The following is a 25,837-nucleotide window of genomic DNA, read 5'->3' on the forward strand; positions in this document are numbered from 1 at the left end:
GGTTTGCCAGAGTTCTCAGGGATAGTGCAATACCTGTGGGGGCTGGCGTTGCCAGCGATGCAAGGCAAAGCCTTGCCAGGCTACTCCAGCACCGTCACGTCCATCCCCACCTCAAGCCTCCCCACCCCATCGGCCACCAGGTTCTGGCCAAACAGCACATCGCCTTCCTTCTGCCGGTAGGTGCGCAAGGTCGCCAAGGGTTCGCGGTCCGGGCTGCGCTCGCCGGTCTGCGGGTCGATGGTGGTCATGATGCAGCGCTCGCAGGGCTTGAGCACCCGGAACTCGACCTCGCCGATACGGATACGCTTCCAGCCATCCTCGGCAAAGGCAGCACTGCCCTCCACCACCAGATTGGGACGAAAGCGCAGCATCTCCAGCGGCCGCCCGACCTTCGCTACCAGGTCATCCAGCGATGCCTGGCCTATCAGCAGCAAGGGAAAACCGTCGGCGAACGCCACACGGTCGCTGTTCAGGCCATAACCACTGGGCAGGTAGCGCGCACGCTGATCAGGCACGTAGACCAGGCGCACGTCCTTGCCGATGAACGCACTGAGCCACTGCGCGGCCGCATCGCCGGCATCCGGTACGCGAAAAGTGTCGCGCCAGATGGTGATACCGCGCAGGTCGCTCTCGGGCTCGGGCACGGTCACGTGCAGCGCGGGGTGGCCCGGCGCCTCGAGAGTGAGGCTGCCATCGGCGTTGTGCAACGCCGCCAGCTGGGTCATCTGCGGGTACATGCGCTGGGTCAGGAAGCGCCCGTTGTCGCGCTCCACCAGCAACCAGCGGCGGTCCCCGCTCAACCCCAACAGATCCAGCGAGGAAGTCTGCAGCGCCTCACCGCGCGCTGATTTGAGCGGGTACCGGTACAACTGACTCAGACGCATTGTGACCTGCCTTGTGTCGGTTAAAACCCTAGCTTATACCGACTCAGGCCGTGGCTTCATCCAGCATCAGTCGCTGACGCACGACATCGACCAGCTTGTCGGGCTGGAACTTGGAGAGGAAGTTGTCGCAGCCCACTTTCTTCACCATCGATTCGTTGAAGCTGCCCGACAGCGAAGTGTGCAGCACTACATATAGCGAGCGCAGGCGCGCGTCGTTGCGGATTTCGGTGGTCAGGCGGTAACCGTCCATTTCCGGCATCTCGGCATCGGTGAAGACCATCAGCAGCTTCTCGCAGACATCCTCGCCGGCATCGGCCCAGCCCTTGAGCATGCGCAAGGCCTTGAGGCCATCACTGGCGACGTGCATCTTCACCCCCAGTTGCGACAAGGTGTCGCGCAACTGCGCCAGGGCCACGGTGGAGTCGTCGACCAGCAATACTTCACGGCCGCGGGCACGTGCCAGCACCGGGTCTTCGAGCTTGTCGCGCGAGACCTTGGCGCTGTACGGGACGATTTCCGCCAGGACCTTTTCGACGTCGATGATCTCCACCAATTGCTCGTCGACCTTGCTGATCGCCGTCAGGTAGTGCTGGCGACCGGCGCTGGTCGGCGGCGGCATGATGGCCTCCCAGTTCATGTTGACGATGCGGTCGACGCCGCCGACCAGGAAGGCCTGCACTGAACGGTTGTACTCGGTGACGATGATGGTGCTGCCCGGGCCTGGTTCCAGCGGGCGCATGCCGATGGCCTGGGACAGGTCGATCACCGGCAGGGTCTGACCGCGCAGATTGACCACACCGCAGACGTAGGCATGACGCTGCGGCATCAGGGTCAGCTTGGGCATCTGCAGTACTTCCTGGACCTTGAACACGTTGATCGCGAACAGTTGCCGGCCAGCCAGGCGGAACATCAGGATTTCCAGGCGGTTCTCGCCCACCAGCTGCGTTCTTTGGTCTACCGTGTCGAGAATGCCAGCCATCGAAGAGCCCCCAGGTGTGTCGAAAATGATCCCAATGGCCCTGTATCGGCCGTTTGCCGCAGAGCTTGACCCCTTGAAGAAAATGCTCCGCAGCCCATTGATGTCATTTTACCATCATGCTTTACTGCGCTCACCTCTCCGCTGTCGCAAACACCCGCAAAGGGTCGTATCGAAACCACCGCATCAGGGAATCCCCTAGTGACAATCGGGTGGGACCTGATGTTCGCAATATCCATTAGCCATTAATGTGACGCCATTCTCATTGCATGAACGGAGTCAGGCTTTTGTCAGCGATCGCCTCATGGTGGCCAGCCCCTGCTCCAGCCTTTCGCGCTGGAGCCAAATGATGGCTAACGACGCACTGCACAACAGCGCCCTGCAGGATTTCCTGATCGACGCTCAGGTGCTGCTGACCAAGGCAGAGGAATGCCTGCTGCACCTGCAACTGATCGACAACGATCCGGATGCCTGTCACTGCCTCAGCGATACCCTGGCTACCCTGGTGGAGCGCGCGCAGGCCCTTGGCCTGGTCGAGGTCGCGACCTACAGCCAACAGTTACAAGCATTGCTGGAACCGGCGCAGGCCCAACCGGCACTGCAAGGTGAAGCGCTGCAGGCCCTGGAAAGCTGCTTGACCCTGCTAGCCTGGCAACTGGAACTGATCGATCCGCACACCGGCCGCCTGAGCCTGGATACAGAGGAACAGGTGCAGTTGCTCGATACCCTGGCCACCGCCCTGACCCCGCAAGACGCTCTGGCCTGCGCCTCGTGCATCGAAACCCGGCACACCTGCGAACACCCTGCCCCCTCACTGACTGCGCCTGGCGCCGCGCATGTCACTGCACTTTCTTCGCCAACCAGGGGCAACTAAGGGACATAACAACACTGCCCTGGCGAAGATAACCAAGCCCTTGACGCGTGCACACTAAGGTCAAACTTAGTGTATGTCCCAGCGCCTCTAATTATCCGCCGCAAACATTTCGTTTAATTGATTTCGGGCAAAATTATTGTTCTGCAAACTGATGGCAAAGTGCTAGATTCGAAGGCAATCGGAACCGTCGTACCAGCCCGTAAAATCTGGCTATTCAGTCAGTTATCAGAGTTCGCGACCAATTGTATTTGAAGTGATACCATGCGCGCTGATGAACACATGCAGCTTAGCCGGCTCGCCAAGACACCGCGCGCAGACTTTCATCGCCGTACCCCCCAGCGCCGGCATTTAAACGTTATTGAAGGCAATTCGACAAAAGCCTCTAGTTCGACCTTTGCAAGGCTTTCAACAGCGGTATTTCAGTGGCTTCATTTTCTATGCTCTCAAGCCTCAAGACATTCAAGCGTTGGCGCCCCGGAGCCTCTCTGTTGCGCTGGGCGACCACCCTGCTATGCCTGGCTTCGATCGCCGTCAACCTGGTCTTGTACCTGCTTGAGCAACCGCTGCCGGCCCCCGCCCTGGCCCTGCAATTGGTTGCCCTGCTGAGCATTGCCTGGCAACTGCGCCAGTGGGCCCGCTCGATTGCCCTGCGCCCGGCAGAGCTGGCCGACCGCCTGCTCAAGGTGCAGGAGAGCGAACGCCAGCGCCTGAGCCGCGAACTGCACGACGATATCGGTCAATTGCTGACCGCCGCCAAGCTTCAGGCCGACTGGCTGCAACGCCGCGTCCCGGCCGAACTCCAGGAGCAATGCAGCACCTTGCGCAGCACCCTGGACGACACCCTGGCCAACGTGCGCGATGTCTCGGCCATTCTCAACCCGAGGCAACTGGCCAGCCTGGGCCTGGAAGCCAGCCTGCGCGCGCACCTGCTGCGCACCCTGGAAAACACCAATGTGCACTGGAGCCTGGAGTGCCGCCAACGCCTGGGCGGCCTGCCCGAAGAGATGGCAATTGCCGCCTTTCGCATCACCCAGGAGGCGGTGACCAACATCCTGCGCCACGCCAAGGCGAAAAACCTGGTGGTGCGCATTCAACGCCAGCCGGAAGGCCTGTCGCTGTCGATCAGTGATGACGGCCTGGGCTTTTCGCCCGCCAGCAGCCCGGCCGATGAAGGCCAACGCGGCATGGCCGGAATGCTCGAGCGCGTCGGCCTGCTCAATGGCACACTGTCGGTCAACAGCCAGCCCGGCCTGGGCACCCAGATCGACGCCCTGTTCCCCTGGCCTGCGCGCACCCTCGAACGCGCCAAGACAAGTAACGCCCCATGACCTGTACATTGCTGTTGGTCGATGACCACTCTCTGATCCGCGCGGGTGTTCGCGCGCTGGTGTCCGACATACCCGGCTACGCCGTGATCGGCGAAGCCAGCGATGGCAGCCAGGTGCCCGAACTGGTCATGCAACTGGATCCGGACATCGTCCTGCTGGATATTTCCATGCGCTGCACCAGCGGCCTGGATGCCCTGACCCGCTTGCGCGCCATGGGTTGTCGCAGCAAGGTGCTGATCCTCTCCATGCACACCGACCCGGAGCTGATCATGCAAGCCCTGGAAAGCGGTGCCCATGGCTACCTGCTCAAGGACACCACCGCCACCGAGCTCGAGCAGGCGCTGGCCGCGCTGCGCGGCAACGAGCGCTACCTGAGCCCGGCGATTGCCCACACAGTAATCAACCAGGCCCTGCTGCGCGCCCAGTCGAGCAAGCCGGAGACGGCGGAAAAGCACAACCTCACCGCTCGCCAGCTGGAAATCCTGCGCCTGATCGTGCGCGGCAAATCGACGCGGGAAATCGCCCAGGGCCTTGGCTTGAGCATCAAGACCGTGGAAACCCACCGCTCGCAGATCATGAAACGCCTGCAGATTTACGACGTCGCCGGCCTGGTGCTGTTTGCCGTGCGCGAGCAGATCATCAGCCTCGACGACTGAGCAGTGGCGAATCTGCCGGCAGGTGCACGCGCAAGGCTGCCGGCAGTACCTCAAAACGCAGGTTGTCGCCCTGCAACGGCTCGCCATCAAGATTGATGTCCAGGCCTTGCGAGCTCTTGATTTCGACCCACGGCAGCCGCGCACGGACAAACATGCTGTCCAGCCCCAGGCCGTCGCTGAGCAGGCCGCGCAAGGTGCCGACCACTTCCTGGGGCGCTGGCAGAATGCTGACATCGAGCAAGCCATCATCGACCAGCGCCTGCGGGCACAATGCATGCCCGCCTCCGGCCTGGCGACCGTTGCCGATACCCAGCGCCAGCAACTCGCCCTGCCACTGGAAATCCGGGCCATGCAGTTCGACCGACGCTGCGCGCAACTCGCTGAAGCGCGACAGTCCAGTGAACAGGTAGGCCGCCGCGCCCAACACCTTTTTCAGGTCTTCGGAAGTATTGGCGGTAACCTGGCTGCCGAAGCCGCCGGTAGCCATGTTCAGAAACACCTGTCCGCCGACCTCACCCAGGTCAATGGCCTGGGCCGGCACCTCCAGCAAGGCCAGGGCCTGGGCCGGCTCCAGCGGCACGCCGGCGGCCTTGGCAAAATCATTGGCAGTGCCCAGCGCCAGCAACACCAGGCTCGCCTCGCTACCCGCCCGCGCCATGGCTTCGGCGACATCGCGCAAGGTGCCATCGCCACCCGCCGCCACCAGGTGCGGGTAGCCGGCGGCCAGCGCCTCCTCAACCAGGCGCTGGGCGTCTCCACCCTCCCAGGTCAGGCGCACGTCCAGTTGCCAGCCGCGCTCACGCTGGGAGGCCACAGCCGCGCGCACCTCCTCGTTCATGGCCTGCTTGCCATGCAGGATCATCAATGCCTTTTGCTGCGCCATGTGTGCGTTCCCCCATGTAGTGAGCGTTGAGTATCTCGACCTTTTCTGACCTGCCTTTACTGCATCTCAGATAACGTTTCAGCAGTAATTCTCACACCCTTCACACAAATATCATTGAAAGCTACGCCGCCGAGGGGCATCATTCGACAAATATTTGGCTTTCATGGACGATGCCGGTGGTAAAAGTCATCTTATTGACTCATTGCGCAAAAGCCTGCCAGGTTGCTCTGTTTACTTTTGCCGCACTGCCAAGGCAGTGCCCTGACTCGAGGCTGTGAGATGAGTGTTCTGATCCCTTGCATCATCGCTGGCGGCGCCGGCACCCGCCTGTGGCCGGTTTCACGCGAAACCATGCCCAAGCCGTTCATGCGCCTGCCCGACGGCCAGAGCCTGCTGCAAAAAACCTTCGCCCGTGCCAGCCGCCTGGCGGATGTCGAGCGGGTTCTGACGGTGACCAACCGCGACGTGTTCTTCCGCACCCAGGACGAATTCCGCCAGTTGAACAAGGCCAACCTGGCGCTGGACTACATCCTTGAACCTTTTGGCCGCAACACTGCTGCAGCCATCGCCGCTGCCGCCCTGCACTGCGCCCGGCTGTACGGTGAAGATGCGCAATTGCTGGTGTTGCCGGCCGATCACCTGATCAGCGACCTCAACGCCTTTGACCAGGCCGTCAGCCAGGCCCGCTCGCTGGCCGCCCACGGCTGGCTGACCACCTTCGGCCTGCTGCCGACCCGCGCCGAAACCGGTTTTGGCTACATCGAAAAAGGCCAGGCCCTGGATGCCCATGGCTTCAAGGTCGCCCGCTTTGTCGAAAAGCCCGACAGCGACACCGCTCAACAATACCTCGATGGCGGTCAGCACCTGTGGAACGCCGGAATGTTCTGCATGCGTGTCGATGCCATCCTGCACGAGCTTGAACAGCACGCTCCACAGCTGCTGGCCGCGGTCAACCATTGCCTGGCCCTGAGCCCGTGCAAGGAAGGCGCACGCGAGTGCCAGGTGGAACTGGACCCGGACAGCTTTGCCCAGGTGCCGGACATTTCCATCGACTATGCGGTAATGGAAGTTTCGCAACAGGTCGCGGTACTGCCCAGCCAGCTGGGCTGGAGCGATATTGGCAGCTGGGAGGCGGTACGCGAGCTCAAGGCCGGTGATCATCAGGGCAACCGCTGCACCGGCGAGACCGTGCTGCATGACGTGCACAATTGCTACATCGACTCGCCACGCCGCCTGGTAGGCGCAGTGGGCCTGGACAACCTGATCATCATCGACACCCCCGACGCCCTGCTGATTGCCGATGCTGCGCGCAGCCAGGAGGTCAAGGTGATCGCCCAGCAGCTCAAGCGCCAGGGCCACGACGCGTTCCGCCTGCACCGCACCGTCAACCGCCCGTGGGGCACCTACACCGTGCTTGAGGAAGGCCCGCGGTTCAAGATCAAGCGCATCATGGTCCGCCCCGAGGCCTCGCTGTCGCTGCAGATGCACCATCATCGCAGTGAGCACTGGATCGTAGTCAGCGGCATGGCCTGCGTGACCAACGGTGAAGAGGAATTTCTGCTCGATACCAACGAATCGACCTTCATCAAACCCGGACAGGTGCACCGCCTGACCAATCCCGGGGTAATCGATCTGGTAATGATTGAAGTACAAAGTGGCGAATACCTGGGCGAGGATGACATCGTGCGCTTTACTGATATCTATGGACGCGCCCCGGAGCCAGCCGCAAGCTGACCCCCCTGGCGCGTCCATTTTTATCTGCATGCCGTCACCCGCCTGAACACAGAGGAAAGGGGTCATGCGCGTACTCTGGACACTACCCTACCTGCCCTGGCCGACCACCAGCGGCGGTAAAACCCGGCAATACCACCTGCTGCGCAGCCTTGCGCAGCGCGGTCATCGCATCACCCTGCTGGTGCAGTCGAAAATCCCGCCCAGCGAGGCAGCACGACAGGCGCTGGAGCCCTTTCTCGAACGCCTGATCGTGCTGCCCAGGCGCCCCTTGCACAGCCCGCTGAACCTGCTGGCGGCGATCTACGCCAGCTACCCGATGCGGGCCAGCATCAATGGCCTGGCGCCGCACCTGCGCCACTGTTTCGAGCAATTGCTGGAAGAGCCCTGGGATGTCATCCAGATCGAGCACAGCTACAGCTTCCAGCCTTTCGAGAAAGCCCTGCAGGCGCGCGGCCTGCCGTTCGTGCTCAGCGAACACAATATCGAATCGGTCAATGGCGCCGCCTGCCACGACCGCTTGCCGTTGTGGCTGCGGCCCTTCAATGCCTTTGATCGCTGGCGGTACCGGCGCTGGGAAAACCGCGTGCTCAGCCAGGCCCATGAAGTCGTAGCGGTCAGCCCCACGGACGCCGAGCACATCAGCCAGGCGACTGGCGCTGCGGTTTCGGTAGTGATCAATGGCGTGGATTGCGCCCATTACCAGGACATCCAGCCGTCGCTGTGCAGCCAGCGCCTGCTGTTTGTCGGCAACTTCGAGTATGGCGCCAATCTTGAGGCGATCGAATGGGCACTTGAGGACATTCTGCCGCAAGTCTGGTTGAGCAACCCGGCGGTGCGCCTGGCAGTGGTAGGCCACGCCTTGCCGCCCAGCTGGAAGCTGCGCTGGACCGACCCGCGGATCGAATGGATTGGCTACCTGCCTGACTTGCGCGAGCTGCAACGCAACTCGGCGATGTTCTTTGCACCGCTGCGTTATGGCGGCGGATCGAAGATCAAGGTACTGGAAGCCATGGCCGCCGGGCTTCCCGTTGTGACTACCGCCAAGGGCGTATCAGGCCTGCAGGTGACGCAGGGCGAGCATTACCTGGCCAGTGACGATGGCGATCAGTTGGCGTTGATGATCAACCAGTTGCTCAATCAACCCTGGCGCCTGCGCCAGCTGTCGCAAGCGGCGCGGGAGTTTGTCTGCAGCCGCCACGACTGGAGCATCGCCGCTGCCCAGCTGGAAAGCGTACATGCGCGCCCCAGCCTGCGCGCGCCGAGCGGTGCCGAGCTGATCGACGGCACCCTGCTCAGCCGCTCAACCAAGTAGCTCGCTCAAGGGAATGAACTGCACGATGTCGCCCTTGCCCGGGGTCTGGCCCTCACGGACTTCGACCAGCCCCTCGGCCCAGGCGGCGCTGCGCAATACGCCCGAACTCTGGTTCTTGTAGATCAGCGCACTGCCCTGCTCCAGGCGCCCGCGCAGATATTCGCGGCGGGTACCAGCTTTGGGCCAGTCGAACCCGGCAGGTACCGGGAACTGCAGCGGCGTGACTTCAGCGACGCCCTGGCGGCGCAGCAGGTAAGGCCGGGTCAGCAAGCCGAAGGTCACCAGGGTCGAGGCCGGGTTACCCGGCAGGCCGATCACCGGCACGCCTTTGTAATGCCCGAAGGTCAGCGGCTTGCCGGGCTTGATTGCCAGCTTCCACAGCGACAGCTCGCCCTCTTCCCGCAGGGCGATACCCAGGTAGTCCGCCTCGCCCACCGAAACACCACCGGTGGACAGAATCAGGTCGACGCCCTGCAAATCGGCCAGGCAATTGCGGGTTTTTTCCAGGTCGTCGGCCAGGATGCCAGCGTCGATCACTTCGCAACCCAGGCGTTGCAGCCAGCTGCCGAGCAAACGCCGGTTGCTGTTGTAGATCTGCCTGGGGCCCAGGGGCAAGCCGGGCTCGACCAGTTCGTCGCCGGTCGACAGCACAGCGACCTTGACGCGCCGCACCACGGTCAGTTCGGCGCAACCAAGGGAAGCCGCCAGGCCCAGCTCGATCGGCCCAAGCCGCGTACCAGCGGCCAAAACCGCCTCGCCAACGCGGGTTTCCTGCCCTTGTGGGCGAATGTTCTGACCCACGCGCAGCGGCTCGGTGAAGCGCACACGCTGATCGTTCAGTACCTCGGCGTTTTCCTGCATCTCGACGCAATCAGCCCCCAACGGCACGGGCGCCCCGGTGAAGATTCGCGCACAGGTACCCGGCTGCAACGGCTCGGGCGAATGCCCGGCGAACACTCGCTGGCTGACCGGCAACGGCTCGCCCGCCCAGTCGGCCAGGCGCAGTGCATAGCCGTCCATGGCGCTGTTGGGCCAAGGTGGCAGGTCCAGACTCGAGACCAGTTCATGGGCCAGTACACGGCCCTCGGCGACAGCCAGGGCGACCTGCTCGGTGTCTTTGATAGGTGCGGCTTCGGCCAGCGCCAGCAGCTTTGCCAGGGCGTCTTCGACCGGCATCAATGGTGCGTGCATGAGTACCTCAACTACGACTTTCGCAGGGCGCAGCCTGCTTGAGGTGGGTGACGAAGTTGCACGGGCGATGACGGGCATCGAGCTGCTCGGCGAGGATGCCGTCCCAACCGGTACGCACGGCGTTGGTCGAGCCTGGCAGGCAGCACACCAGGGTGCCGTTGGCCAGGCCGGCCAGGGCCCGGGACTGCACGGTGGAGGTGCCGATATCGGCCAGGGAGATATGCCGGAACAGCTCACCGAAGCCATCGACCTGCTTGTCCAGCAGGCAGGCCACGGCTTCCGGCGTACTGTCGCGCCCGGTAAAGCCGGTACCACCGGTGATCAGCACCACCTGCACCTGCTCATCAGCGATCCAGGTGGCGACCTGGGCGCGAATCTTGTACAGATCGTCCTTGAGCAGCACCCGCGCCGCCAGGGCGTGGCCGGCCTCGGTCAGGCGGTCGACGAACACCTGGCCGGAGGTGTCGGTTTCCAGGGTGCGGGTATCGCTGACCGTCAGTACGGCAATGTTCAGCGGCACGAAAGGTACATCTGCCTTGGCTTTCATGGGACCTTGAATCCATTGATAGGAACGAATGAGCGGTGTTATATCACAGCCCTGCCTGCCTCGCGCCCGCCACCGGCCCAGGCATTGTTGCCGGTCAATAATGCTAGATTGCCGCTATGCTGCAATCTGCATGGAACTTGCGCAGGCGCTATGCGTCTCAAGAAACATTACGCACCATCCTTTACTGGAGAAACACAATGATTCAACGGACTCTTCCCGCTTTCCTGCTCGCCCTGGGTCTCGGCACTCTGGCTGGCTGCGCTTCGCCGACCGTCATCACCCTGAACGACGGACGCGAAATCCAGGCGGTCGATACTCCGCAGTACGATGAAGACTCGGGCTTCTATGAATTCGAACAACTGGACGGCAAGCGCACCCGCATCAACAAGGATCAGGTCCGTACCGTCAAGGACCTGTAAGCTGATCGACAAGCCGCTTCAGGGGGCTTGTCGGGGAGAAAATTTTGAGTAATATTTTCTCCATCGGAGTGTAGCGCAGCCAGGTAGCGCGTCTCGTTCGGGACGAGAAGGCCGCAGGTTCGAATCCTGTCTCTCCGACCAGATTACTCAGTGAAAAGCCCGCCCTCGCGCGGGCTTTTTCGTGCCTGGCAGACGAGCAGCACTGGCCAGCATTGCGCGGCAACGGCGCTGGCAGCAGAATGCGCGCCTTTTTGAACATTGAGGTTGATTCACATGCGTAAGACTCTTGCCGCCCTGACCCTGGGCCTTTTGTGCGCACAAGGCGCCATGGCCGGTGATGGCCAGACCGCTGTAGGCGGTGGCCTGGGTGGCGTTCTGGGTAACGTGGTCGGGCAGAAGCTTGGTGGCAGCACCGGTGCGGCCATTGGTGCCGGCGTCGGCGGCGCGGCAGGCAGTGCCATGGGCGCGAAGAAAGGCAACAAGACCAAGGCGGCCATTGGTGGCGGCCTGGGTTCGGCCGGCGGCTCGCTGGTAGGTGGCAAGCTCGGTGGCAGCACCGGCTCGGCAATTGGCGCCGGCCTGGGTGGTGCGGCCGGTGGTGCGCTGGGTAACAACCTGGCAGACAGTCATCGCAAGAAGCGCCACTGATCCACAACCGAGTAGCCCTCAATCGCCGGCAAGGCCGGCTCCCACAGGTGCAAGCCAATCCATTGTGGGAGCCGGCCTTGCCGGCGATGCTTTGGGCGGGCCAGAAACAAACAAGCCCCTGAACAGGGGCTTGTTTGTTACTAGCAAAGCGAAAGCTTACAGCGCAGGCTCAGCCTGTACCGCAGCAGCCGCTTCTTCCGGCAGCACCGGAACGTACAGCAGGTTCAGACGCGAGCTGCTCCACTCACGGGTCTTGTTGGTCAGCTCAAGGTTGTTGTTGAGCTTCTGGCCGTAGGTCGGAACGATTTCCTTCAGCTTGGCCTGCCACTCAGGGGTCTTGATGCGATCCTTGAAGGTCTTTTCCAGCACGCTCAGCATGATCGGCGCAGCGGTCGAGGCGCCTGGCGAGGCGCCCAGCAATGCGGCGATGGTGCCGTCCTGGGCAGCAACGACTTCGGTACCGAACTGCAGGATGCCGCCGTGCTCAGGGTCCTTCTTGATCACCTGGACGCGTTGACCGGCCTGCAGCAGTTTCCAGTCTTCGTTCTTGGCGTTCGGGAAGTACTCGCGCAGGGCCGCCATGCGGTCATCGAAGCTCAGCATCAACTGACCCATCAGGTAGGTGCTCAGGTCGATGTTGTCGATACCGGCGTGGGTCATCGGCATGATGTTGTGGGTGGTCAGCGCAGCGAACATGTCCAGCAGCGAGCCGTTCTTCAGGAACTTGGTCGAGAAGGTGGCGAACGGGCCGAACAGCAGCACTTCCTTGCCGTCGATCACGCGGGTGTCCAGGTGTGGAACCGACATTGGCGGTGCACCGACCGAAGCCTTGCCGTACAGCTTGGCCTTGTGGCGGGCAACGATGTCCGGGTTGTCGGTCATCAGGAACTGGCCACCGACCGGGAAGCCGGCATAGCCGTCAGCTTCAGGGATGCCCGACTTCTGCAGCAGCTTCAGGGCACCACCACCGGCACCGATGAAGACGAACTTGGCCTTGATGCTGCTCTCGACGCCCTTGTTGGCCAGGTCAGCGACGACCACGGTCCAGGTGTTGTCGGCGTTACGGACGATGTCACGGACTTCGTGCTGAACGTGCAGCTTGACGTTGTCATGCTTGGTCATCGAGGCGAACAGCTGGCGGGTGATCTCGCCAAAGTTGACGTCGGTGCCGATCGGCATGCGGGTGGCGGCGATCTTCTGGTCGGCAGCGCGGCCTTCCATCACGATCGGTACCCACTTCTTGATCTGCTCGTGGTCTTCGGAGTATTCCATGCCACGGAACAGCGAGCTGTGCTGCAGGGCTTCATGACGCTTCTTGAGGAACTCGACGTTCTTGTCGCCCCAGACGAAGCTCATGTGCGGCACGTTGTTGATGAACGAGGTCGGGTTGCTCAGCACTTTCTGCTCGACCTGATAGGCCCAGAACTGCTTGGAGATCTCGAACTGCTCGTTGACGCCAACGGCCTTGCTGATGTCGATCTTGCCGTCGGCACCTTCGCTGGTGTAGTTCAGCTCGCAGAACGCGGAGTGACCGGTACCGGCGTTGTTCCAGGCGTTGGAGCTTTCTTCGGCGACCTTGTCCAGGCGCTCGTAGATGTCGATCGACCAACCGGGCTCCAGCTCATTGAGGTAGGTACCCAGGCTTGCACTCATGATGCCGCCGCCGATCAGCAGCACGTCTACGGTTTTCTCGGGCTCACTGGGCTTGGAGCAACCGATGACACTCAGGCACAGGAGCGTCAGCAGGATTTTTTTCATAATTCAATCCAATTGAAGTGAAGTAATTGGCAATGACCGCAGGTCCCGTAGTGCACGCCCGGATTCTTGTTGTTGCTCGCGCAGTCCAAGGCTTAGCGTAGCTGGTGCTCGGGCATTCGGCCTGAACACCCGCGCAATGGATGGCGGCTGGGGTTGTTCGATGGATCGGGAACGGTCGTCACGCCAGACGCGGGGCTTGGCCGCCGGTGTCAGGGTGGGTCGCCTTAAAGCAGGAAGCGGGCCAACTTTTACAAGACCAACGACTAATAGCTAGGACGAGTCGTCGCACCCCAACTTTAACGGTTTAGCTGGCGACAATCCGCCACATTGCCAAGCTGTAGGCACTGGATGTGGCGGATTTCCCCCTCTTTTACCCAGGCGCCCTGTTTTCTCAAGCACTCAAGCGCGCAGTGACTTCACCGAGTTGCCCGGACAACCCGTGCAGATGCTGCCCGGCCTGCTCGGTCTGTTGCACCGCTTGCTGGTTGGTGGTGGCGATGCGGGTGATCTCCACCAGGTTGCGCGAGATGTCCTCGGCCACGCTGGTCTGTTCCTCTGCTGCCGTAGCGATCTGCCGGTTCATGTCGCGGATCGCTTCCACGGCAACGGTGATGCGCTGCAGCATCAGCCCGGCCTGCTGTACCTGCTCGGCACCCTCCTCGCTGCGCTGCTGGCCGCTCTCGATAGCCTTGACCGCGGCCACGGCGCCAGATTGCACAGCGCTGATGATCTGGTTGATTTCGGCAATCGACGCCGCCGTGCGCTGGGCCAGGCTGCGCACTTCATCGGCGACCACGGCAAAGCCGCGCCCGGCTTCACCGGCCCGCGCTGCCTCGATGGCGGCATTGAGTGCCAGCAGGTTGGTTTGCTCGGCAATGCCGCGAATCACTTCCAGCACCTTGCCGATGCGATCGCTGTCGGCTTCCAGGTGGCGAATCACCGCCGCGGTACTGGCGATTTCCTGATTGACCACGGCAATGGTGGCGATGGTTGCCTGCATCACCTGCTCGCCGGCCTGGGCGCTATGGTCGGCCTCATCGGCGGCGCGCGCAGCGTCGGCGGCATGGCGGGCGACTTCCTGGGCGGTGGCCGACATCTCGTGCATCGCCGTGGCAACCTGGTCGGTACGCTGGAACTGGTCGTCGGTGCCGCGGGCCATGTTGCCGGCAATGCCGCGCAGTTCACCGCTGGCGCTTTCCAGCTCACCGGCGTTGCGCTGCAGGCGGCTGAAGGTGTCGGCGAGAAAATCACGCAGGGTGTTGGCCGCCACCGCCAGCCGTCCCAGCTCATCCTGGCGGTCGCTGGCGACCCGCGCCGCGAAGCGCCCCTGGCTCAACTGGGCGACATAGTCGATCAAGCCACGGATCGGCTCGATCAGGCTGCGGTTGACCAGCCACAGGCTAAACAGCCCCACCAGCACAGCCGAGCCGAACATCACCAAAAGCCCCAGCCAGACCGTGCGTTCAGCCGACTGGCTTATAGCCTGGGCACGCTTCTGGGCCTCATTACGCAGTTGCGTCACCAGTTCGCTCATCTGCTCACTGGCCGCACGGTCGACGCCTTTTACCGCCTGATCACCTGCAAGCGGATCAGCGCCCGCCGCCAGAAACGCCTGACGCCCCTGTGCGTAAGCCTGGCCCAACTGCCGATGGCTGGCCTTGAGCTGTTCGGCGCGAGCCTTGAGCGGCTGCTCGCTGTGGGCGATCAACTGGTCAAGGATGCCCTGCACTTGCTGCTCACGGGCCAGGAACTGCTGCCAGTACTTGTCCCGCTCGGCGGGCTGCTTGCCGCGCAGCAGCACGTTTTTCCACTCCTGGACCTGGACCTTGAACTGCAGGTTGGCCTCGTCGATCAACTGCGACGCCTGCAACGGCCCATCGATCAACTGGCCATAGCCGCGCACGCTGGAGGACAGCAACTGGAAGCATACCAGGGCGATCAGCAGGATCGCCGCCAGGCTGCCGCCGAGCAGGGCGAGAATTTGCACTCTGAGGGATTTACGCAACATCGAAAGAAGTCCCGGAACAAGGAATGAGGGAGCGACGCCACTGGGCGCCAACCAGGCAAAGACGTCCCTGTCCTCGTTCACTGGCCACTGACGGCAGGCCAAAAAAAAGCTGCCATCGATCGATAGCAGCCAGGTTCGAGCATTACGCAACAGCTGGAACAGATAGTCTCAAGGGATTGCTACAGAAATGTGACAGTCTGTAGGACGCTGTCACATTTCCGTCACGTTATTGAACTGCAACGCCGCCAGCCGCGCATACAAGGGGCTCTCGGCGATCAGCTGGCGATGGCTGCCAATCGCTACCAAGCGCCCCTGATCGATCACCGCAATGCGATCGGCATGCTGCACCGTGGCCAGACGGTGGGCGATTACCAGGGTGGTACGGCCGCTCATCAAGGTTGGCAGCGCCTGCTGGATCAAGTGCTCGCTCTGCGCGTCGAGGGCGCTGGTGGCCTCGTCGAGCAACAAGATCGGTGCATCCACCAGCAGCGCCCGGGCAATCGCCAGGCGCTGGCGCTGGCCGCCCGAGAGGCCAAGGCCGGCGTCACCCAAGTGGGTCTGGTAACCGTTGGGCAGTTGCAGGATGAACTCATGGGCATGGGCACTGCGGGCTGCGGCCTCGACCTGTTCGACCGTGGCATCGGCGCGCCCGTAGCGGATGTTGTCTTCCACCGTACCGAAGAACAGCGCCGGGTTCTGCGCTACCAGGGCAAAGTGGCGACGCAGGTCCTGGGGATCGAGGCGGCTGATGTCCTGGTCGTCGAGCAGGATACGCCCTTGCTGCGGATCGTAAAAACGCAGCAACAGGTCGAACAGCGTCGACTTGCCCGCCCCCGACGGCCCCACCAGGGCCAGGGTTTCGCCTGCCTCGACGGTCAGACTCAGGCCATCGATGGCCGGCGGCGTGGGCCGCGACGGGTAGGCAAAATGCACGTCCCGCACCTCGACCCGGCCACTGACCCGCGGCGCTGAGCGCTGCAAGTCAGCGGGCGCGACAATCTCGCTGCGCGCGGCCAAAAGCTCGGCAATCCGCTCGGCCGCACCGGCGGCGCGCTGCAGCTCACCGATCACTTCGCTGAGGGTGCCGAAGGCGCTGCCGACGATCAGGCTGTAGAACACGAAGGCGGCCAGCTCGCCGCCGGAAATTCGCCCGGCGATCACGTCCATGCCACCGACCCAGAGCATCACCCCGACCGCACCCAGCACCAGCACGATGACCAGGGTGATCAGCCAGGCGCGCTGGAGGATGCGCTTGCGCGCCACGTCAAAGGCCGCCTCGACCGTGGCGCCGAAACGCTGCTGATCACTGGGTTGATGGTTGTAAGCCTGCACAGTCTTGATCTGCCCAAGGGTCTCGGACACATAACTACCGACATCAGCGACCCGGTCCTGGCTTTGCCGCGACAGGCTGCGCACGCGCCGGCCGAAAATCAGGATGGGTGCCAGCACCAGCGGCAAGGCCAGCACCACAATGCTGGTGAGCTTGGGGTTGGTGACAAACAGCAGGACGATGCCGCCTAGCACCATCAGGGCATTGCGCAGGAACAGCGACAGCGACGAGCCGATCACCGATTGCAGCAAAGTGGTATCGGCGGTCAGCCGCGACTGGATCTCCGAGCTGCGGTTACTTTCGAAAAAGCCCGGGTGCAGGTAAATCAGATGATCGAACACCTGCTGGCGGATATCGGCCACACAGCGCTCGCCAATCCAGGACACCAGATAGAAGCGGCTGAAGGTGCCGATCGCCAGGGCCAGCACCAACAGCAGGAACAGGCCAATGGACTGGTTGAGCAGGTGCGGCGACTGGGTCATGAAGCCCTGGTCAACCAATAGACGAATACCCTGGCCCATGGACAAGGTAATCGCCGCAGTGACGATCAAGGCCAGCAAGGCCAGCAGCGCCTGCTTGCGGTAAGGACGAATGAAACGCCAGCCAAGGCGCAGGGCCTGGCGCTGGCGGGAAGAAAACCGGTTGAGCATGGAGTACGCCGTTTGTCCGCTGTTTGCAGCAGCCTACACCGGACCACTGATCAAGGGCCAAGGAACTCCCTACCATGTTCGGGCGTCGGAACCAGTACCTGGGCATATAAGACCCAGGCCACAGCTGGCTAGACCGTTTCGGTCTAAAGTACCACTGGAGGTTTACTCGGCTTTCTGGTGGACTGGAGACGTCGCACAGTGATAACCGAAGGAGCTGTCACAGGCCGGTCACGAGGCGATTCTAGTCTGAGCTTGCAACCTGATGAGGAGACAGGAAATGAGCTTGCAACATCAAGGCAATACCCAGGAAAAATCGGTGAAGAACCCGCAAGCGCCGGTAGGTGGTGCGATCATCGGCCCGGATGGCAATGAGATCATCATCACTGAAGAGATGGTCCAGCAGGCCTGCAAAAAGCTGGAAGAAAGCCGCAAAGACCCCGCCAAGAAAGACTGACCCACCCGAATTCTTCAACCCGGCGCACGCGCCGGGTTTTTATTGCCCGCTGTTTACACCAGCACGCCTCCCAGGGCGCGGACCATTTGCGCCAGTTGCGGCGCTTCACCGTGCAGGCGCACGGCCAGGCCTTCGATTTCACGGCGCGGTGGGTAGTGCTTGCGCAGGTTGTCGAAGGCGGCCTTCTGCTGCGCCGGGTCGCGGCTCAAGCTGCGGCGAAAATCGGCGTCGTCACGGCGCGGGTCATACACCGCGCGGCAGAGAGTGGCCAGGGCCCAGGCCGGATCGGTCTCGGCCTGCAAGGCAATCTCGGCCAGCCACGGCTGTGGCAACAGGTCGGCCAGTTGCACCTGCTCAGGCTCGCCCCGCCAGGCGCAGAACGCCTGGTAGATCTGCGCGGTGCCGCGCTGCTTGCCGTCCAGGCTGTAGCCGGCAATATGCGGGGTGGCGATCACACAGAGGTCGGCCAGGGCCAGGTCGACCTGGGGCTCGCCTTCCCAGACGTCGAGCACCGCCTGGATATCATCGCGCTCGCGCAGCAATTGGCGCAGGGCCTGATTGTCGACCACAGGACCGCGGCTTGCATTAATCAGCCAGGCGCCGGGGCGCAGGCGGGCCAATTGCGCCTGGCCCAGCAGATGCCAGGTGGGCAGCTCGCCGCTACGGGTCAGCGGGGTGTGCAGGCTGATCACGTCGCATTGCTCGATGATTTGCTCCAGGCTCACATAGTCGCCACCTTCGCGCGCCTGGCGCGGCGGATCGCAGACCAACACCTTCCAGCCCAGGCCACGCAGCACCTCGACCAGACGCCCACCGACTTCGCCAGCGCCCACCACCCCATAGGTGCGCGCAGGCAAGCTGGCGCCGTCGAGCTCGGCCAGGGTCAGCAGGCTGCCCAGCACATAATCCACCACCCCACGGGCGTTGCAACCCGGCGCGCTGGACCAGTGAATACCGGCCTCGGCGAAATAATCCAGGGCCAGGTGATCGGTGCCGATGGTGCACGTGCCGACAAACTTCACCCGGCTGCCATCGAGCAACGCGCGGTCGACCCTGGTCACCGAACGCACTAGCAAAACGTCGGCATCCTTGACGCAGGCGGCATCAATCGCCCGACCGGGGTAGCGGCGGATTTCGCCGAAGCCGGCAAAGAAGGCATCGAGCAGCGGGATATTCTCGTCAGCAACAATCAGCATGGCGCTCTCCTATCGGGGTGCGCAGTGTAGGCCGATACGGGTGGGCCGTTCCACAGGCAGGCGAGGTTCCTGACTGCTGCGTCAAGGCGTAGACTAGTCGGCTTTGCCCATCTTTCCTGTGGACGCCTGCCTTGTGACACCGATGACTGCCCAGACCCAAACCCCCGCCCTCTCGCGCCCGACGCGGATCCGCACCGAGCTGCGCGGCCTGCTGATGCTGGCTACGCCGATCATCATTGCCCAGCTGGCGACCACCGCCATGGGCTTTGTCGATGCGGTGATGGCCGGCCGGGTCAGCCCGCGCGACCTGGCTGCGGTAGCCCTGGGCAACTCGATCTGGATCCCGGTGTACCTGCTGATGACCGGCATCCTGCTGGCGACCACACCCAAGGTTGCCCAGCGTTTTGGTGCCGGCCAGCATGCCGAGATCGGACCGCTGGTGCGCCAGGCATTGTGGCTGGCAGTGTGTGTCGGCCTGATCGCCAGTGGCCTGCTGCTCAGCGCCGAACCGATCCTGCAGGTGATGAAAGTCGACCCGCAACTGGTGGCGCCGAGCATGGGCTATTTACAGGGCATTGCCTTCGGCTTCCCCGGCGTTGCCCTCTATTACGTGTTGCGCTGCTACAGCGATGCCCTGGGCCGGACGCGACCGAGCATGGTCATCGGCTTGTCCGGCCTGCTGCTGAACATCCCGCTGAACTATGTGCTGATTTACGGCCACTTCGGCATGCCGGCCCTGGGCGGCGTCGGTTGCGGCTGGGCCAGCGGCATCGTCATGTGGTTCATGGCCCTGAGCATGGCCGCCTGGACCCACTGGGCCCCGGCCTACGCCCGCAACCGCGTGCTAGTGCGCCTGGACAAGCCGCAATGGCCGGTGATCAAGCGCCTGGTAGGCGTCGGCCTGCCGATCGGCATCGCGGTGTTCGCCGAGTCGAGCATCTTCGCAGTGATTGCCCTGCTGATCGGCAGCCTCGGCCCGACCGTGGTGGCCGGGCACCAGATTGCCCTGAACATCAGCTCGCTGCTGTTCATGATTCCGTATTCACTGGGGATGGCGGTGACCGTGCGGGTTGGCCAGGCGATCGGTGCCGGGCTGCCGCGCCAGGCGCGCTTTGCCGCCCTGGTCGGCTTGGGCGCGGCACTGGTGTTTGCCTGTTTCTCGGCCAGCCTGATCCTGCTGATGCGCGAGCCGATCGCCTCGATCTACACCCCTGACACGGCGGTAATCCAGATTGCCGCGATGCTGATCGTCTATGCCGCGCTGTATCAGTTCTCCGACGCCATCCAGGTGATCGCCGCCGGCGCCCTGCGCGGTTACCAGGACACCCGGGTGACCATGATCCTGACCCTGTTCGCCTACTGGGGCATCGGCTTGCCGGTCGGCTACGTGCTCGGCCTGACCGACCTGTTCGGCCCGGCTAGCGGCCCCAACGGACTGTGGGAAGGCCTGATCGCCGGCCTGACCTGCGCAGCGCTGATGCTGGCGATTCGCTTGGCGCGCAGCAGCGCCAAGCACATTCGCCGCGCTGAAAAACGTTAACCGCTTTTTTTGCGGATCCAGTACAGATAGGTACCCGCCTCTTCCTGCTGCTGGATCAGCTCGTGGTCAAGGAACACGCAGAACTTGGGGATATCGCGACGGGTCGAGGGATCGGTGGCGATCACCTTGAGCAGGCCGCCGGGGGCCAGGTCGCGAATGTGCTGGTGCAGCATCATCACCGGCTCCGGGCAGTTCAGGCCGGTGGCGTCGAGGACGGCATCTGGGGTGAAGTCAGTCATGTAGAACTCCGGAAACAATCAGCTATTGTCGCTCATGCAGGCGCCAGGGTCATCTTCACTGGCCTCATCGCCGGCAACGCCGGCTCACAGGTTGTGTTGGCAACCTTGCCAGCGATGGCCTCAGCGCGGTTTCAGATCCAGGCGACGCAAGTGGCAGGTCACTTCCTCACGGTCGTGATACAGCTGCTTGCAGCCAATCGAGACCTTGACCTTGCGCGCCTTGAAGCCCTCTTCGATGCGTTCGAGCAAGCGCCGCACTTCGGCATAACGCTGCTTCATCGGCAACTTCAGGTTGACCACTGCCTCGCGGCACAGGCCCTCGCCCAACCAGGTTTCCAGCAAGGCGGCACTGCGCGCTGGCTTCTCGACAATGTCGCAGACCATCCAGTCCACGGTCTGCTTGGGCTTGTAGGTGAAGCCGTCGGCCATCAGGTGCTGGACCAGGCCGGTGTCCATCAGGCTTTCGGCCATCGGCCCGTTGTCGATAGCGGTCACCAGCATGCCGCGTTTGACCAACTGGTAAGTCCAGCCGCCCGGCGCCGCGCCGAGGTCGACACCGGTCATGTCATCGGACAGGCGCGCATCCCACTGGTCACGGGGGATGAAGTGGTGCCAGGCCTCTTCCAGCTTGAGGGTCGAACGGCTCGGCGCTTCGCGCGGAAACTTCAGGCGCGGAATGCCCATCGGCCACATTGCCGAGTTATCCGCTGCCGCCAGGCCGACAAACACCCGCCGGCCGCTGACGAAGGTCAGCAGCAAACGTGGTTTGTGCGCATCCTCAACCAGCCGTCCGGCCTTGCTCAGGGCCTTGCGCAGCGGCACCTCGAACTTGCGGCAGAAGGTCGATAGCTCCTTGCCATCGTTGGTGTCCATTACTTCCAGCCACAGGCTGCCGCATTGCGGATAGTCGGCCAGGGCCTCGAGCAGAACGCTGATGCGGTCGGTTTCCGGCAGCTCGATGAATGTGCCGCGAGCCCATTGCCGGGGGAAGATCAACTGGGCGAAGCGCAGCTCGCGCATCAGCTGCTCGGCACCTTCGGCATCGTTGCAGATGAACTCGGCGCAGGCGCTCTGCGGCTTGGCCTTGGCATAGCCGGCGACGTTCAGGCGCGCAGCGTGCTCGGCAATTTCGGCACAGACTTCGCTTTCGAAACCGGGCCGGCAATGCATAAACAGGGTATTCATCTTCACTCCGGGCGCAATAAACAGCGCCGGTAAATCGGCGAATGATAAAGGAAGTTCGGAACCTGCGACACTTCCTACCGGTCCAGTACATGGTCAGGTCCGCCAAACAGGGCTAACCTGACCGTTCAGCCAAGTCCGTGCCGTGCGGACTGTCACAGAGGCGGTGAACCGGCGACAGCAGGGAAGATTGCCGATCACCGGCGCAGAAGGAGTTGGTAATGCCCTCGCTCGATAGCCTGAAAACCCTCAAGACCCTGACGGTCGATGATCGTCCCTACCACTATTACAGCCTGCCCGACGCCGCCCGCAGCCTCGGCGACCTGCAGCGCCTGCCGATGTCGCTGAAAGTGCTGCTGGAAAACCTGCTGCGCTGGGAAGACGGCAAGACCGTCACCAGCGCCGATCTCTCAGCACTGGCCAACTGGCTCAAGGAGCGGCGCTCCGACCGCGAGATCCAGTACCGCCCGGCGCGGGTGCTGATGCAGGACTTTACCGGGGTGCCAGCGGTGGTCGACCTCGCCGCCATGCGCGCGGCCATGGCCAAGGCCGGCGGCGACCCGCAGCGGATCAACCCGTTGTCGCCGGTGGACCTGGTCATCGACCACTCGGTGATGGTCGACCGCTACGCCAGCCAGCAGGCCTTTGCCCAGAACGTCGACATCGAAATGCAGCGCAACGGCGAACGCTACGCCTTCCTGCGCTGGGGCCAGAACGCCTTCGACAACTTCAGCGTGGTGCCGCCGGGCACCGGTATCTGCCACCAGGTCAACCTTGAGTACCTGGGCCGCACGGTCTGGACCCGTGAAGAAGACGGGCGCACCTACGCCTTCCCCGACACCCTGGTCGGCACCGACTCGCACACCACCATGATCAATGGCCTGGGTGTACTCGGCTGGGGCGTGGGCGGCATCGAAGCGGAGGCGGCGATGCTCGGCCAGCCGGTGTCGATGCTGATTCCGGAAGTGATCGGCTTCAAGTTGACCGGCAAGTTGCGCGAAGGCATCACCGCTACCGACCTGGTGCTGACCGTTACGCAGATGCTGCGTAAAAAAGGTGTGGTCGGCAAGTTCGTCGAGTTCTACGGCGACGGCCTGGCCGACCTGCCCCTGGCGGACCGCGCCACCATTGCCAACATGGCACCGGAATATGGCGCTACCTGCGGTTTCTTCCCGGTCGACCAGATCACCCTCGATTACCTGCGCCTGTCGGGCCGTCCTGAGGCCACGGTGAAACTGGTCGAGGCCTACTGCAAAGCCCAGGGCCTGTGGCGCCTGCCTGGCCAGGAGCCGGTGTTCACCGACGCCCTGGCCCTGGACATGAACGAAGTCGAAGCGAGCCTGGCCGGGCCCAAGCGCCCGCAAGACCGCGTGGCCCTGGGTAATGTCAGCCAGGCCTTCGATGACTTCATCGGCCTGCAACTCAAGCCCTCGAGCAAGGAAGAAGGCCGCCTGGAAAGCGAAGGCGGTGGCGGCGTGGCGGTGGGCAATGCCGACCAGGCCGGCGAAGTCAGCTATGAACACCAGGGTCAGCAAATCCAGCTCAGAAACGGCGCGGTAGTGATCGCGGCGATCACCTCCTGCACCAACACGTCCAACCCCAGCGTGATGATGGCAGCCGGGCTGGTAGCAAAAAAAGCGGTGGAAAAAGGCCTGCAGCGTAAACCCTGGGTCAAGAGCTCCCTGGCCCCCGGCTCCAAGGTGGTCACCGACTACTACAACGCCGCCGGCCTGACCCAGTACCTCGACGCCTTGGGCTTCGACCTGGTGGGTTATGGCTGCACCACCTGCATCGGCAACTCCGGCCCGCTGGACGAAGCCATCGAAAAAGCCATCACCAGCGCCGACCTCACCGTCGCCTCGGTGCTCTCGGGCAACCGCAACTTCGAGGGCCGCGTGCATCCGCTGGTGAAAACCAACTGGCTGGCCTCGCCACCGCTGGTGGTCGCCTATGCCCTGGCCGGCAGCGTGCGCGTGGATATCAGCCGCGAACCGCTGGGCGTCGGCAAGGATGGCCAACCGGTGTACCTGCGCGACATCTGGCCCAGCCAGAAAGAAATCGCCGACGCCGTGGCCAGCGTCGATACCGCGATGTTCCACAAGGAGTATGCCGAAGTGTTTGCCGGCGACGCCCAGTGGCAAGCCATCGAGGTCCCCCAGGCGGCCACTTATGTCTGGCAGGACGATTCCACCTACATCCAGCATCCGCCGTTCTTCGACGACATTACCGGGCCGCTGCCGGTGATCGAGGATATCCACGGCGCCCGGGTTCTGGCCCTGCTGGGTGATTCGGTGACCACCGACCACATCTCCCCGGCCGGCAACATCAAGGCCGACAGCCCGGCCGGACGTTACCTGCGAGAAAAAGGCGTCGAGCCGCGCGACTTCAACTCCTACGGCTCACGCCGGGGCAACCATGAAGTGATGATGCGCGGCACCTTCGCCAACATCCGCATCCGCAACGAGATGCTCGGTGGAGAAGAAGGCGGCAACACCCTTTATGCACCCACTGGCGAGAAGATGGCCATCTACGACGCGGCCATGCGCTACCAGGCCGATCGCACGCCACTGGTGGTAATTGCCGGCCAGGAGTACGGCACCGGCTCCAGTCGCGACTGGGCCGCCAAGGGCACCAACCTGCTGGGGGTCAAGGCGGTGCTGGCGGAGAGCTTTGAACGCATCCACCGCTCCAATCTGGTGGGCATGGGCGTGCTGCCGTTGCAGTTCAAACCCGGGCAGAACCGCAAGAGCCTGGCCCTGGACGGCCGCGAGCGTATCGATATCCTTGGCTTGAGTGATGCCCAGGTGCAGCCACACATGACCCTGAACCTGAAGATCAGCCGCGAGGATGGTCGCCAGGAACAGATCGAAGTGCTGTGCCGGATCGACACCCTCAATGAAGTGGAGTACTTCAAGGCAGGAGGCATCCTCCACTATGTACTGCGGCAATTGATCGCAGCCTGAAGCGCCGGCCCGGTCCCTGGTGACCGGGCCTTTGCCTTGCCCAGCAGACAACGTACGATAGGCAGTAATGGCCAAAGGATGGCCGAGAGGCGTGTCCTCGCGCGCAGTAGCGCAGTCGAAGGGTTCACGTTTTGCTTTTCAAAGGATGTCTCATGCTTGCCCCGCAATGGATCGGCCTGGCGCTGCTTGGCCTTGGTTACATCTTCGCCCTGCTCAAAGGCAACCTCGGCCTGCTGGCCCTGCCCAGCCTGATTGCCCTGCTGTGTGCCGGCTTGCTGGTGCGCCGCGCCAGCCTCTGGCAGAAGCTGGTCGGGCATGCCCTGTTCGTGCTCCTGGCTATCGGCCTGGCCCTGCATATGCTGCCTGGTTTCAGCGGCGCCAAGGTCATCGACAAAGTGCGCTTTAGCAGCGACGCCCTGCCCTTTTCCATGTACCTGAACCTCGACAAGCCACTGATTGGCTTCTGGCTGCTGCTGGCTTGCCCCTGGGTGCTGGCCCTGAAGAACAAGCGCCCACTGGCGAGCCTGGCCTGGACCTTGCCATTGGTAATCGCGGTATGCCTGGGTGGCGCCTGGCTGTTGGGGATGATCGCCTGGGCACCGAAGTGGCCTGAACAGGGCTGGATCTGGGCTCTGAACAACCTGCTACTGGTGTGCCTGACAGAAGAACTGCTGTTTCGCGGTTACCTGCAGGGCGGCCTGCAACGCCTGCTGAAAAACCAGAACCTGGCTCTGCTGCTGGCCGCCAGCCTGTTCGGCCTGGCCCATCTCGCTGGCGGCTGGCAATGGGTGCTGCTGGCTGGGCTTGCCGGTGTTGGCTATGGTCTGGCTTACCGATATGGCGGACTTTTCGCCGCCGTGCTGTGCCATTTCGGCCTGAACCTGGCGCACTTCGCCGGCTTCAGTTACCCGATGCTGGCGCCATTGTGAACTTGCGGTCATTAGCTGACTTTTGTGTCAAAAACATGAAAGAATGCAGCTAATTTGTTGAACTTTGCACGAATGACTTAGCGCAGGTCGGATCGGGACTCATTGATCGAAATCAACCCCTGCAAATATTCATTCA

The 25,837-nt window shown here is 62.9% G+C and carries 22 protein-coding genes, 1 tRNA gene and 1 pseudogene; 12 read left to right on the top strand and 12 right to left on the bottom strand.

What is annotated here, in order from left to right:
• Positions 1-80 precede the first annotated feature (80 nt).
• Together ABIE20_RS06720 and ABIE20_RS06725 are read right to left on the bottom strand one after the other, a co-directional pair.
• Positions 81-884, bottom strand: coding sequence for an MOSC domain-containing protein (locus ABIE20_RS06720; protein ID WP_429503824.1), 804 nt, complete (start codon positions 882-884; stop codon positions 81-83).
• Between the two features lie 43 nt (positions 885-927).
• A complete protein-coding gene (locus tag ABIE20_RS06725) occupies positions 928-1,863 on the bottom strand; it encodes a chemotaxis protein CheV (protein WP_123565444.1) in 936 nt (311 codons plus the stop codon).
• A gap of 343 nt (positions 1,864-2,206) precedes the next feature.
• On the opposite strand from ABIE20_RS06725, the gene ABIE20_RS06730 reads away from it, so the two are divergent.
• The 3 genes from ABIE20_RS06730 (at position 2,207) to ABIE20_RS06740 (ending at position 4,718) form a co-directional block, all read left to right on the top strand.
• A complete protein-coding gene (locus ABIE20_RS06730; RefSeq protein ID WP_429503826.1) occupies positions 2,207-2,734 on the top strand; it encodes a histidine kinase in 528 nt (175 codons plus the stop codon).
• Positions 2,735-3,171: 437 nt separating this feature from the next.
• Positions 3,172-4,062, top strand: a complete 891-nt coding sequence (locus ABIE20_RS06735) for a sensor histidine kinase (RefSeq protein ID WP_429504268.1) — start codon at positions 3,172-3,174, stop codon at positions 4,060-4,062.
• Complete coding sequence (locus tag ABIE20_RS06740; protein WP_429503828.1) at positions 4,059-4,718, top strand: response regulator; 660 nt, start codon at positions 4,059-4,061, stop codon at positions 4,716-4,718. The genes ABIE20_RS06735 and ABIE20_RS06740 overlap by 4 nt, the downstream gene beginning before the upstream one ends.
• Here the strand turns inward: ABIE20_RS06740 and yegS are convergent.
• A complete protein-coding gene (yegS, locus tag ABIE20_RS06745; protein ID WP_429503830.1) occupies positions 4,702-5,601 on the bottom strand; it encodes a lipid kinase YegS in 900 nt (299 codons plus the stop codon). The genes ABIE20_RS06740 and yegS overlap by 17 nt on opposite strands.
• A 279-nt stretch (positions 5,602-5,880) precedes the next feature.
• Between yegS and ABIE20_RS06750 the strand changes: the two genes are divergently transcribed.
• Together ABIE20_RS06750 and ABIE20_RS06755 are read left to right on the top strand one after the other, a co-directional pair.
• A complete protein-coding gene (locus ABIE20_RS06750; RefSeq protein WP_429503831.1) occupies positions 5,881-7,335 on the top strand; it encodes a mannose-1-phosphate guanylyltransferase/mannose-6-phosphate isomerase in 1,455 nt (484 codons plus the stop codon).
• Positions 7,336-7,399: 64 nt separating this feature from the next.
• Complete coding sequence (locus ABIE20_RS06755; protein WP_429503833.1) at positions 7,400-8,647, top strand: glycosyltransferase family 4 protein; 1,248 nt, start codon at positions 7,400-7,402, stop codon at positions 8,645-8,647.
• On the opposite strand, the gene ABIE20_RS06760 is transcribed toward ABIE20_RS06755, so the two are convergent.
• Both ABIE20_RS06760 and moaB read right to left on the bottom strand, forming a co-directional pair.
• Entirely contained in the window at positions 8,636-9,838 is a 1,203-nt protein-coding gene (locus tag ABIE20_RS06760; RefSeq protein ID WP_429503835.1) for a molybdopterin molybdotransferase MoeA, read from the bottom strand. The two genes, ABIE20_RS06755 and ABIE20_RS06760, sit on opposite strands and share 12 nt — an antisense overlap.
• Before the next feature lie 7 nt (positions 9,839-9,845).
• Positions 9,846-10,385: a molybdenum cofactor biosynthesis protein B gene (moaB, locus tag ABIE20_RS06765; RefSeq protein ID WP_429503837.1), complete on the bottom strand. Its 540-nt coding sequence runs from the start codon at positions 10,383-10,385 to the stop codon at positions 9,846-9,848.
• Between the two features lie 197 nt (positions 10,386-10,582).
• Between moaB and ABIE20_RS06770 the strand changes: the two genes are divergently transcribed.
• From ABIE20_RS06770 to ABIE20_RS06780, 3 genes are all read left to right on the top strand, one after another.
• Positions 10,583-10,804: a YgdI/YgdR family lipoprotein gene (locus tag ABIE20_RS06770; protein WP_010223359.1), complete on the top strand. Its 222-nt coding sequence runs from the start codon at positions 10,583-10,585 to the stop codon at positions 10,802-10,804.
• Positions 10,805-10,868: 64 nt separating this feature from the next.
• A tRNA-Pro gene (locus ABIE20_RS06775) sits at positions 10,869-10,945 on the top strand.
• Positions 10,946-11,077: 132 nt separating this feature from the next.
• Positions 11,078-11,452 carry a bacteriocin gene (locus tag ABIE20_RS06780; RefSeq protein WP_038994310.1) on the top strand — a complete coding sequence of 125 codons (375 nt, stop codon included), beginning with the start codon at positions 11,078-11,080 and terminating at the stop codon, positions 11,450-11,452.
• Positions 11,453-11,608: 156 nt separating this feature from the next.
• On the opposite strand, the gene mqo is transcribed toward ABIE20_RS06780, so the two are convergent.
• From mqo to ABIE20_RS06800, 4 genes and pseudogenes are all read right to left on the bottom strand, one after another.
• The gene (gene mqo / locus ABIE20_RS06785; protein ID WP_429503839.1) at positions 11,609-13,210 is read right to left on the bottom strand and encodes a malate dehydrogenase (quinone); all 1,602 of its coding nucleotides are present in this window, start codon (positions 13,208-13,210) and stop codon (positions 11,609-11,611) included.
• Positions 13,211-13,601: 391 nt separating this feature from the next.
• Positions 13,602-14,369, bottom strand: a complete 768-nt coding sequence (locus ABIE20_RS06790) for a methyl-accepting chemotaxis protein (protein ID WP_429504270.1) — start codon at positions 14,367-14,369, stop codon at positions 13,602-13,604.
• 165 nt (positions 14,370-14,534) lie between these two features.
• Positions 14,535-15,218 (bottom strand): annotated as a pseudogene (locus ABIE20_RS06795) (methyl-accepting chemotaxis protein); the annotation flags it as partial.
• Positions 15,219-15,428: 210 nt separating this feature from the next.
• Positions 15,429-17,198 carry an ABC transporter transmembrane domain-containing protein gene (locus ABIE20_RS06800; protein ID WP_429503840.1) on the bottom strand — a complete coding sequence of 590 codons (1,770 nt, stop codon included), beginning with the start codon at positions 17,196-17,198 and terminating at the stop codon, positions 15,429-15,431.
• 277 nt (positions 17,199-17,475) lie between these two features.
• Here ABIE20_RS06800 and ABIE20_RS06805 point away from each other — a divergent pair, with 277 nt between their 5' ends.
• The gene (locus tag ABIE20_RS06805) at positions 17,476-17,652 is read left to right on the top strand and encodes a PA1571 family protein (protein WP_429503842.1); all 177 of its coding nucleotides are present in this window, start codon (positions 17,476-17,478) and stop codon (positions 17,650-17,652) included.
• Between the two features lie 53 nt (positions 17,653-17,705).
• Here ABIE20_RS06805 and pdxB read toward each other — a convergent pair whose 3' ends face one another.
• Positions 17,706-18,848, bottom strand: a complete 1,143-nt coding sequence (pdxB, locus tag ABIE20_RS06810) for a 4-phosphoerythronate dehydrogenase PdxB (RefSeq protein ID WP_429503844.1) — start codon at positions 18,846-18,848, stop codon at positions 17,706-17,708.
• Positions 18,849-18,990: 142 nt separating this feature from the next.
• Here pdxB and ABIE20_RS06815 point away from each other — a divergent pair, with 142 nt between their 5' ends.
• Positions 18,991-20,388 carry an MATE family efflux transporter gene (locus ABIE20_RS06815; protein WP_429503846.1) on the top strand — a complete coding sequence of 466 codons (1,398 nt, stop codon included), beginning with the start codon at positions 18,991-18,993 and terminating at the stop codon, positions 20,386-20,388.
• Here ABIE20_RS06815 and tusA read toward each other — a convergent pair.
• Both tusA and rlmM read right to left on the bottom strand, forming a co-directional pair.
• Complete coding sequence (tusA, locus tag ABIE20_RS06820) at positions 20,385-20,627, bottom strand: sulfurtransferase TusA (protein ID WP_429503848.1); 243 nt, start codon at positions 20,625-20,627, stop codon at positions 20,385-20,387. The genes ABIE20_RS06815 and tusA overlap by 4 nt on opposite strands.
• Before the next feature lie 120 nt (positions 20,628-20,747).
• Complete coding sequence (gene rlmM / locus ABIE20_RS06825) at positions 20,748-21,812, bottom strand: 23S rRNA (cytidine(2498)-2'-O)-methyltransferase RlmM (protein WP_429503850.1); 1,065 nt, start codon at positions 21,810-21,812, stop codon at positions 20,748-20,750.
• 218 nt (positions 21,813-22,030) lie between these two features.
• Here rlmM and acnA point away from each other — a divergent pair, with 218 nt between their 5' ends.
• Both acnA and ABIE20_RS06835 read left to right on the top strand, forming a co-directional pair.
• Positions 22,031-24,772: an aconitate hydratase AcnA gene (gene acnA, locus ABIE20_RS06830; protein WP_429503852.1), complete on the top strand. Its 2,742-nt coding sequence runs from the start codon at positions 22,031-22,033 to the stop codon at positions 24,770-24,772.
• A 152-nt stretch (positions 24,773-24,924) separates the two neighbouring features.
• Positions 24,925-25,701, top strand: coding sequence for a CPBP family intramembrane glutamic endopeptidase (locus ABIE20_RS06835; protein ID WP_429503854.1), 777 nt, complete (start codon positions 24,925-24,927; stop codon positions 25,699-25,701).
• Positions 25,702-25,837: the final 136 nt, after the last annotated feature.

The sequence above is a fragment of the Pseudomonas sp. 2835 genome, from assembly GCF_050435905.1.
In the GTDB taxonomy this organism is placed as follows: Bacteria; Pseudomonadota; Gammaproteobacteria; order Pseudomonadales; family Pseudomonadaceae; genus Aquipseudomonas.

Coding starts and splice junctions, on each gene's coding strand:
- ABIE20_RS06720 (WP_429503824.1), bottom strand. CDS start 884: ATGCGTCTGAGTCAGTTGTACCGGTACCCGCTCAAATCAGCGCGCGGT.
- ABIE20_RS06725 (WP_123565444.1), bottom strand. CDS start 1,863: ATGGCTGGCATTCTCGACACGGTAGACCAAAGAACGCAGCTGGTGGGC.
- ABIE20_RS06730 (WP_429503826.1), top strand. CDS start 2,207: ATGATGGCTAACGACGCACTGCACAACAGCGCCCTGCAGGATTTCCTG.
- ABIE20_RS06735 (WP_429504268.1), top strand. CDS start 3,172: ATGCTCTCAAGCCTCAAGACATTCAAGCGTTGGCGCCCCGGAGCCTCT.
- ABIE20_RS06740 (WP_429503828.1), top strand. CDS start 4,059: ATGACCTGTACATTGCTGTTGGTCGATGACCACTCTCTGATCCGCGCG.
- yegS (WP_429503830.1), bottom strand. CDS start 5,601: ATGGCGCAGCAAAAGGCATTGATGATCCTGCATGGCAAGCAGGCCATG.
- ABIE20_RS06750 (WP_429503831.1), top strand. CDS start 5,881: ATGAGTGTTCTGATCCCTTGCATCATCGCTGGCGGCGCCGGCACCCGC.
- ABIE20_RS06755 (WP_429503833.1), top strand. CDS start 7,400: ATGCGCGTACTCTGGACACTACCCTACCTGCCCTGGCCGACCACCAGC.
- ABIE20_RS06760 (WP_429503835.1), bottom strand. CDS start 9,838: ATGCACGCACCATTGATGCCGGTCGAAGACGCCCTGGCAAAGCTGCTG.
- moaB (WP_429503837.1), bottom strand. CDS start 10,385: ATGAAAGCCAAGGCAGATGTACCTTTCGTGCCGCTGAACATTGCCGTA.
- ABIE20_RS06770 (WP_010223359.1), top strand. CDS start 10,583: ATGATTCAACGGACTCTTCCCGCTTTCCTGCTCGCCCTGGGTCTCGGC.
- ABIE20_RS06780 (WP_038994310.1), top strand. CDS start 11,078: ATGCGTAAGACTCTTGCCGCCCTGACCCTGGGCCTTTTGTGCGCACAA.
- mqo (WP_429503839.1), bottom strand. CDS start 13,210: ATGAAAAAAATCCTGCTGACGCTCCTGTGCCTGAGTGTCATCGGTTGC.
- ABIE20_RS06790 (WP_429504270.1), bottom strand. CDS start 14,369: ATGGCCCGCGGCACCGACGACCAGTTCCAGCGTACCGACCAGGTTGCC.
- ABIE20_RS06800 (WP_429503840.1), bottom strand. CDS start 17,198: ATGCTCAACCGGTTTTCTTCCCGCCAGCGCCAGGCCCTGCGCCTTGGC.
- ABIE20_RS06805 (WP_429503842.1), top strand. CDS start 17,476: ATGAGCTTGCAACATCAAGGCAATACCCAGGAAAAATCGGTGAAGAAC.
- pdxB (WP_429503844.1), bottom strand. CDS start 18,848: ATGCTGATTGTTGCTGACGAGAATATCCCGCTGCTCGATGCCTTCTTT.
- ABIE20_RS06815 (WP_429503846.1), top strand. CDS start 18,991: ATGACTGCCCAGACCCAAACCCCCGCCCTCTCGCGCCCGACGCGGATC.
- tusA (WP_429503848.1), bottom strand. CDS start 20,627: ATGACTGACTTCACCCCAGATGCCGTCCTCGACGCCACCGGCCTGAAC.
- rlmM (WP_429503850.1), bottom strand. CDS start 21,812: ATGAATACCCTGTTTATGCATTGCCGGCCCGGTTTCGAAAGCGAAGTC.
- acnA (WP_429503852.1), top strand. CDS start 22,031: ATGCCCTCGCTCGATAGCCTGAAAACCCTCAAGACCCTGACGGTCGAT.
- ABIE20_RS06835 (WP_429503854.1), top strand. CDS start 24,925: ATGCTTGCCCCGCAATGGATCGGCCTGGCGCTGCTTGGCCTTGGTTAC.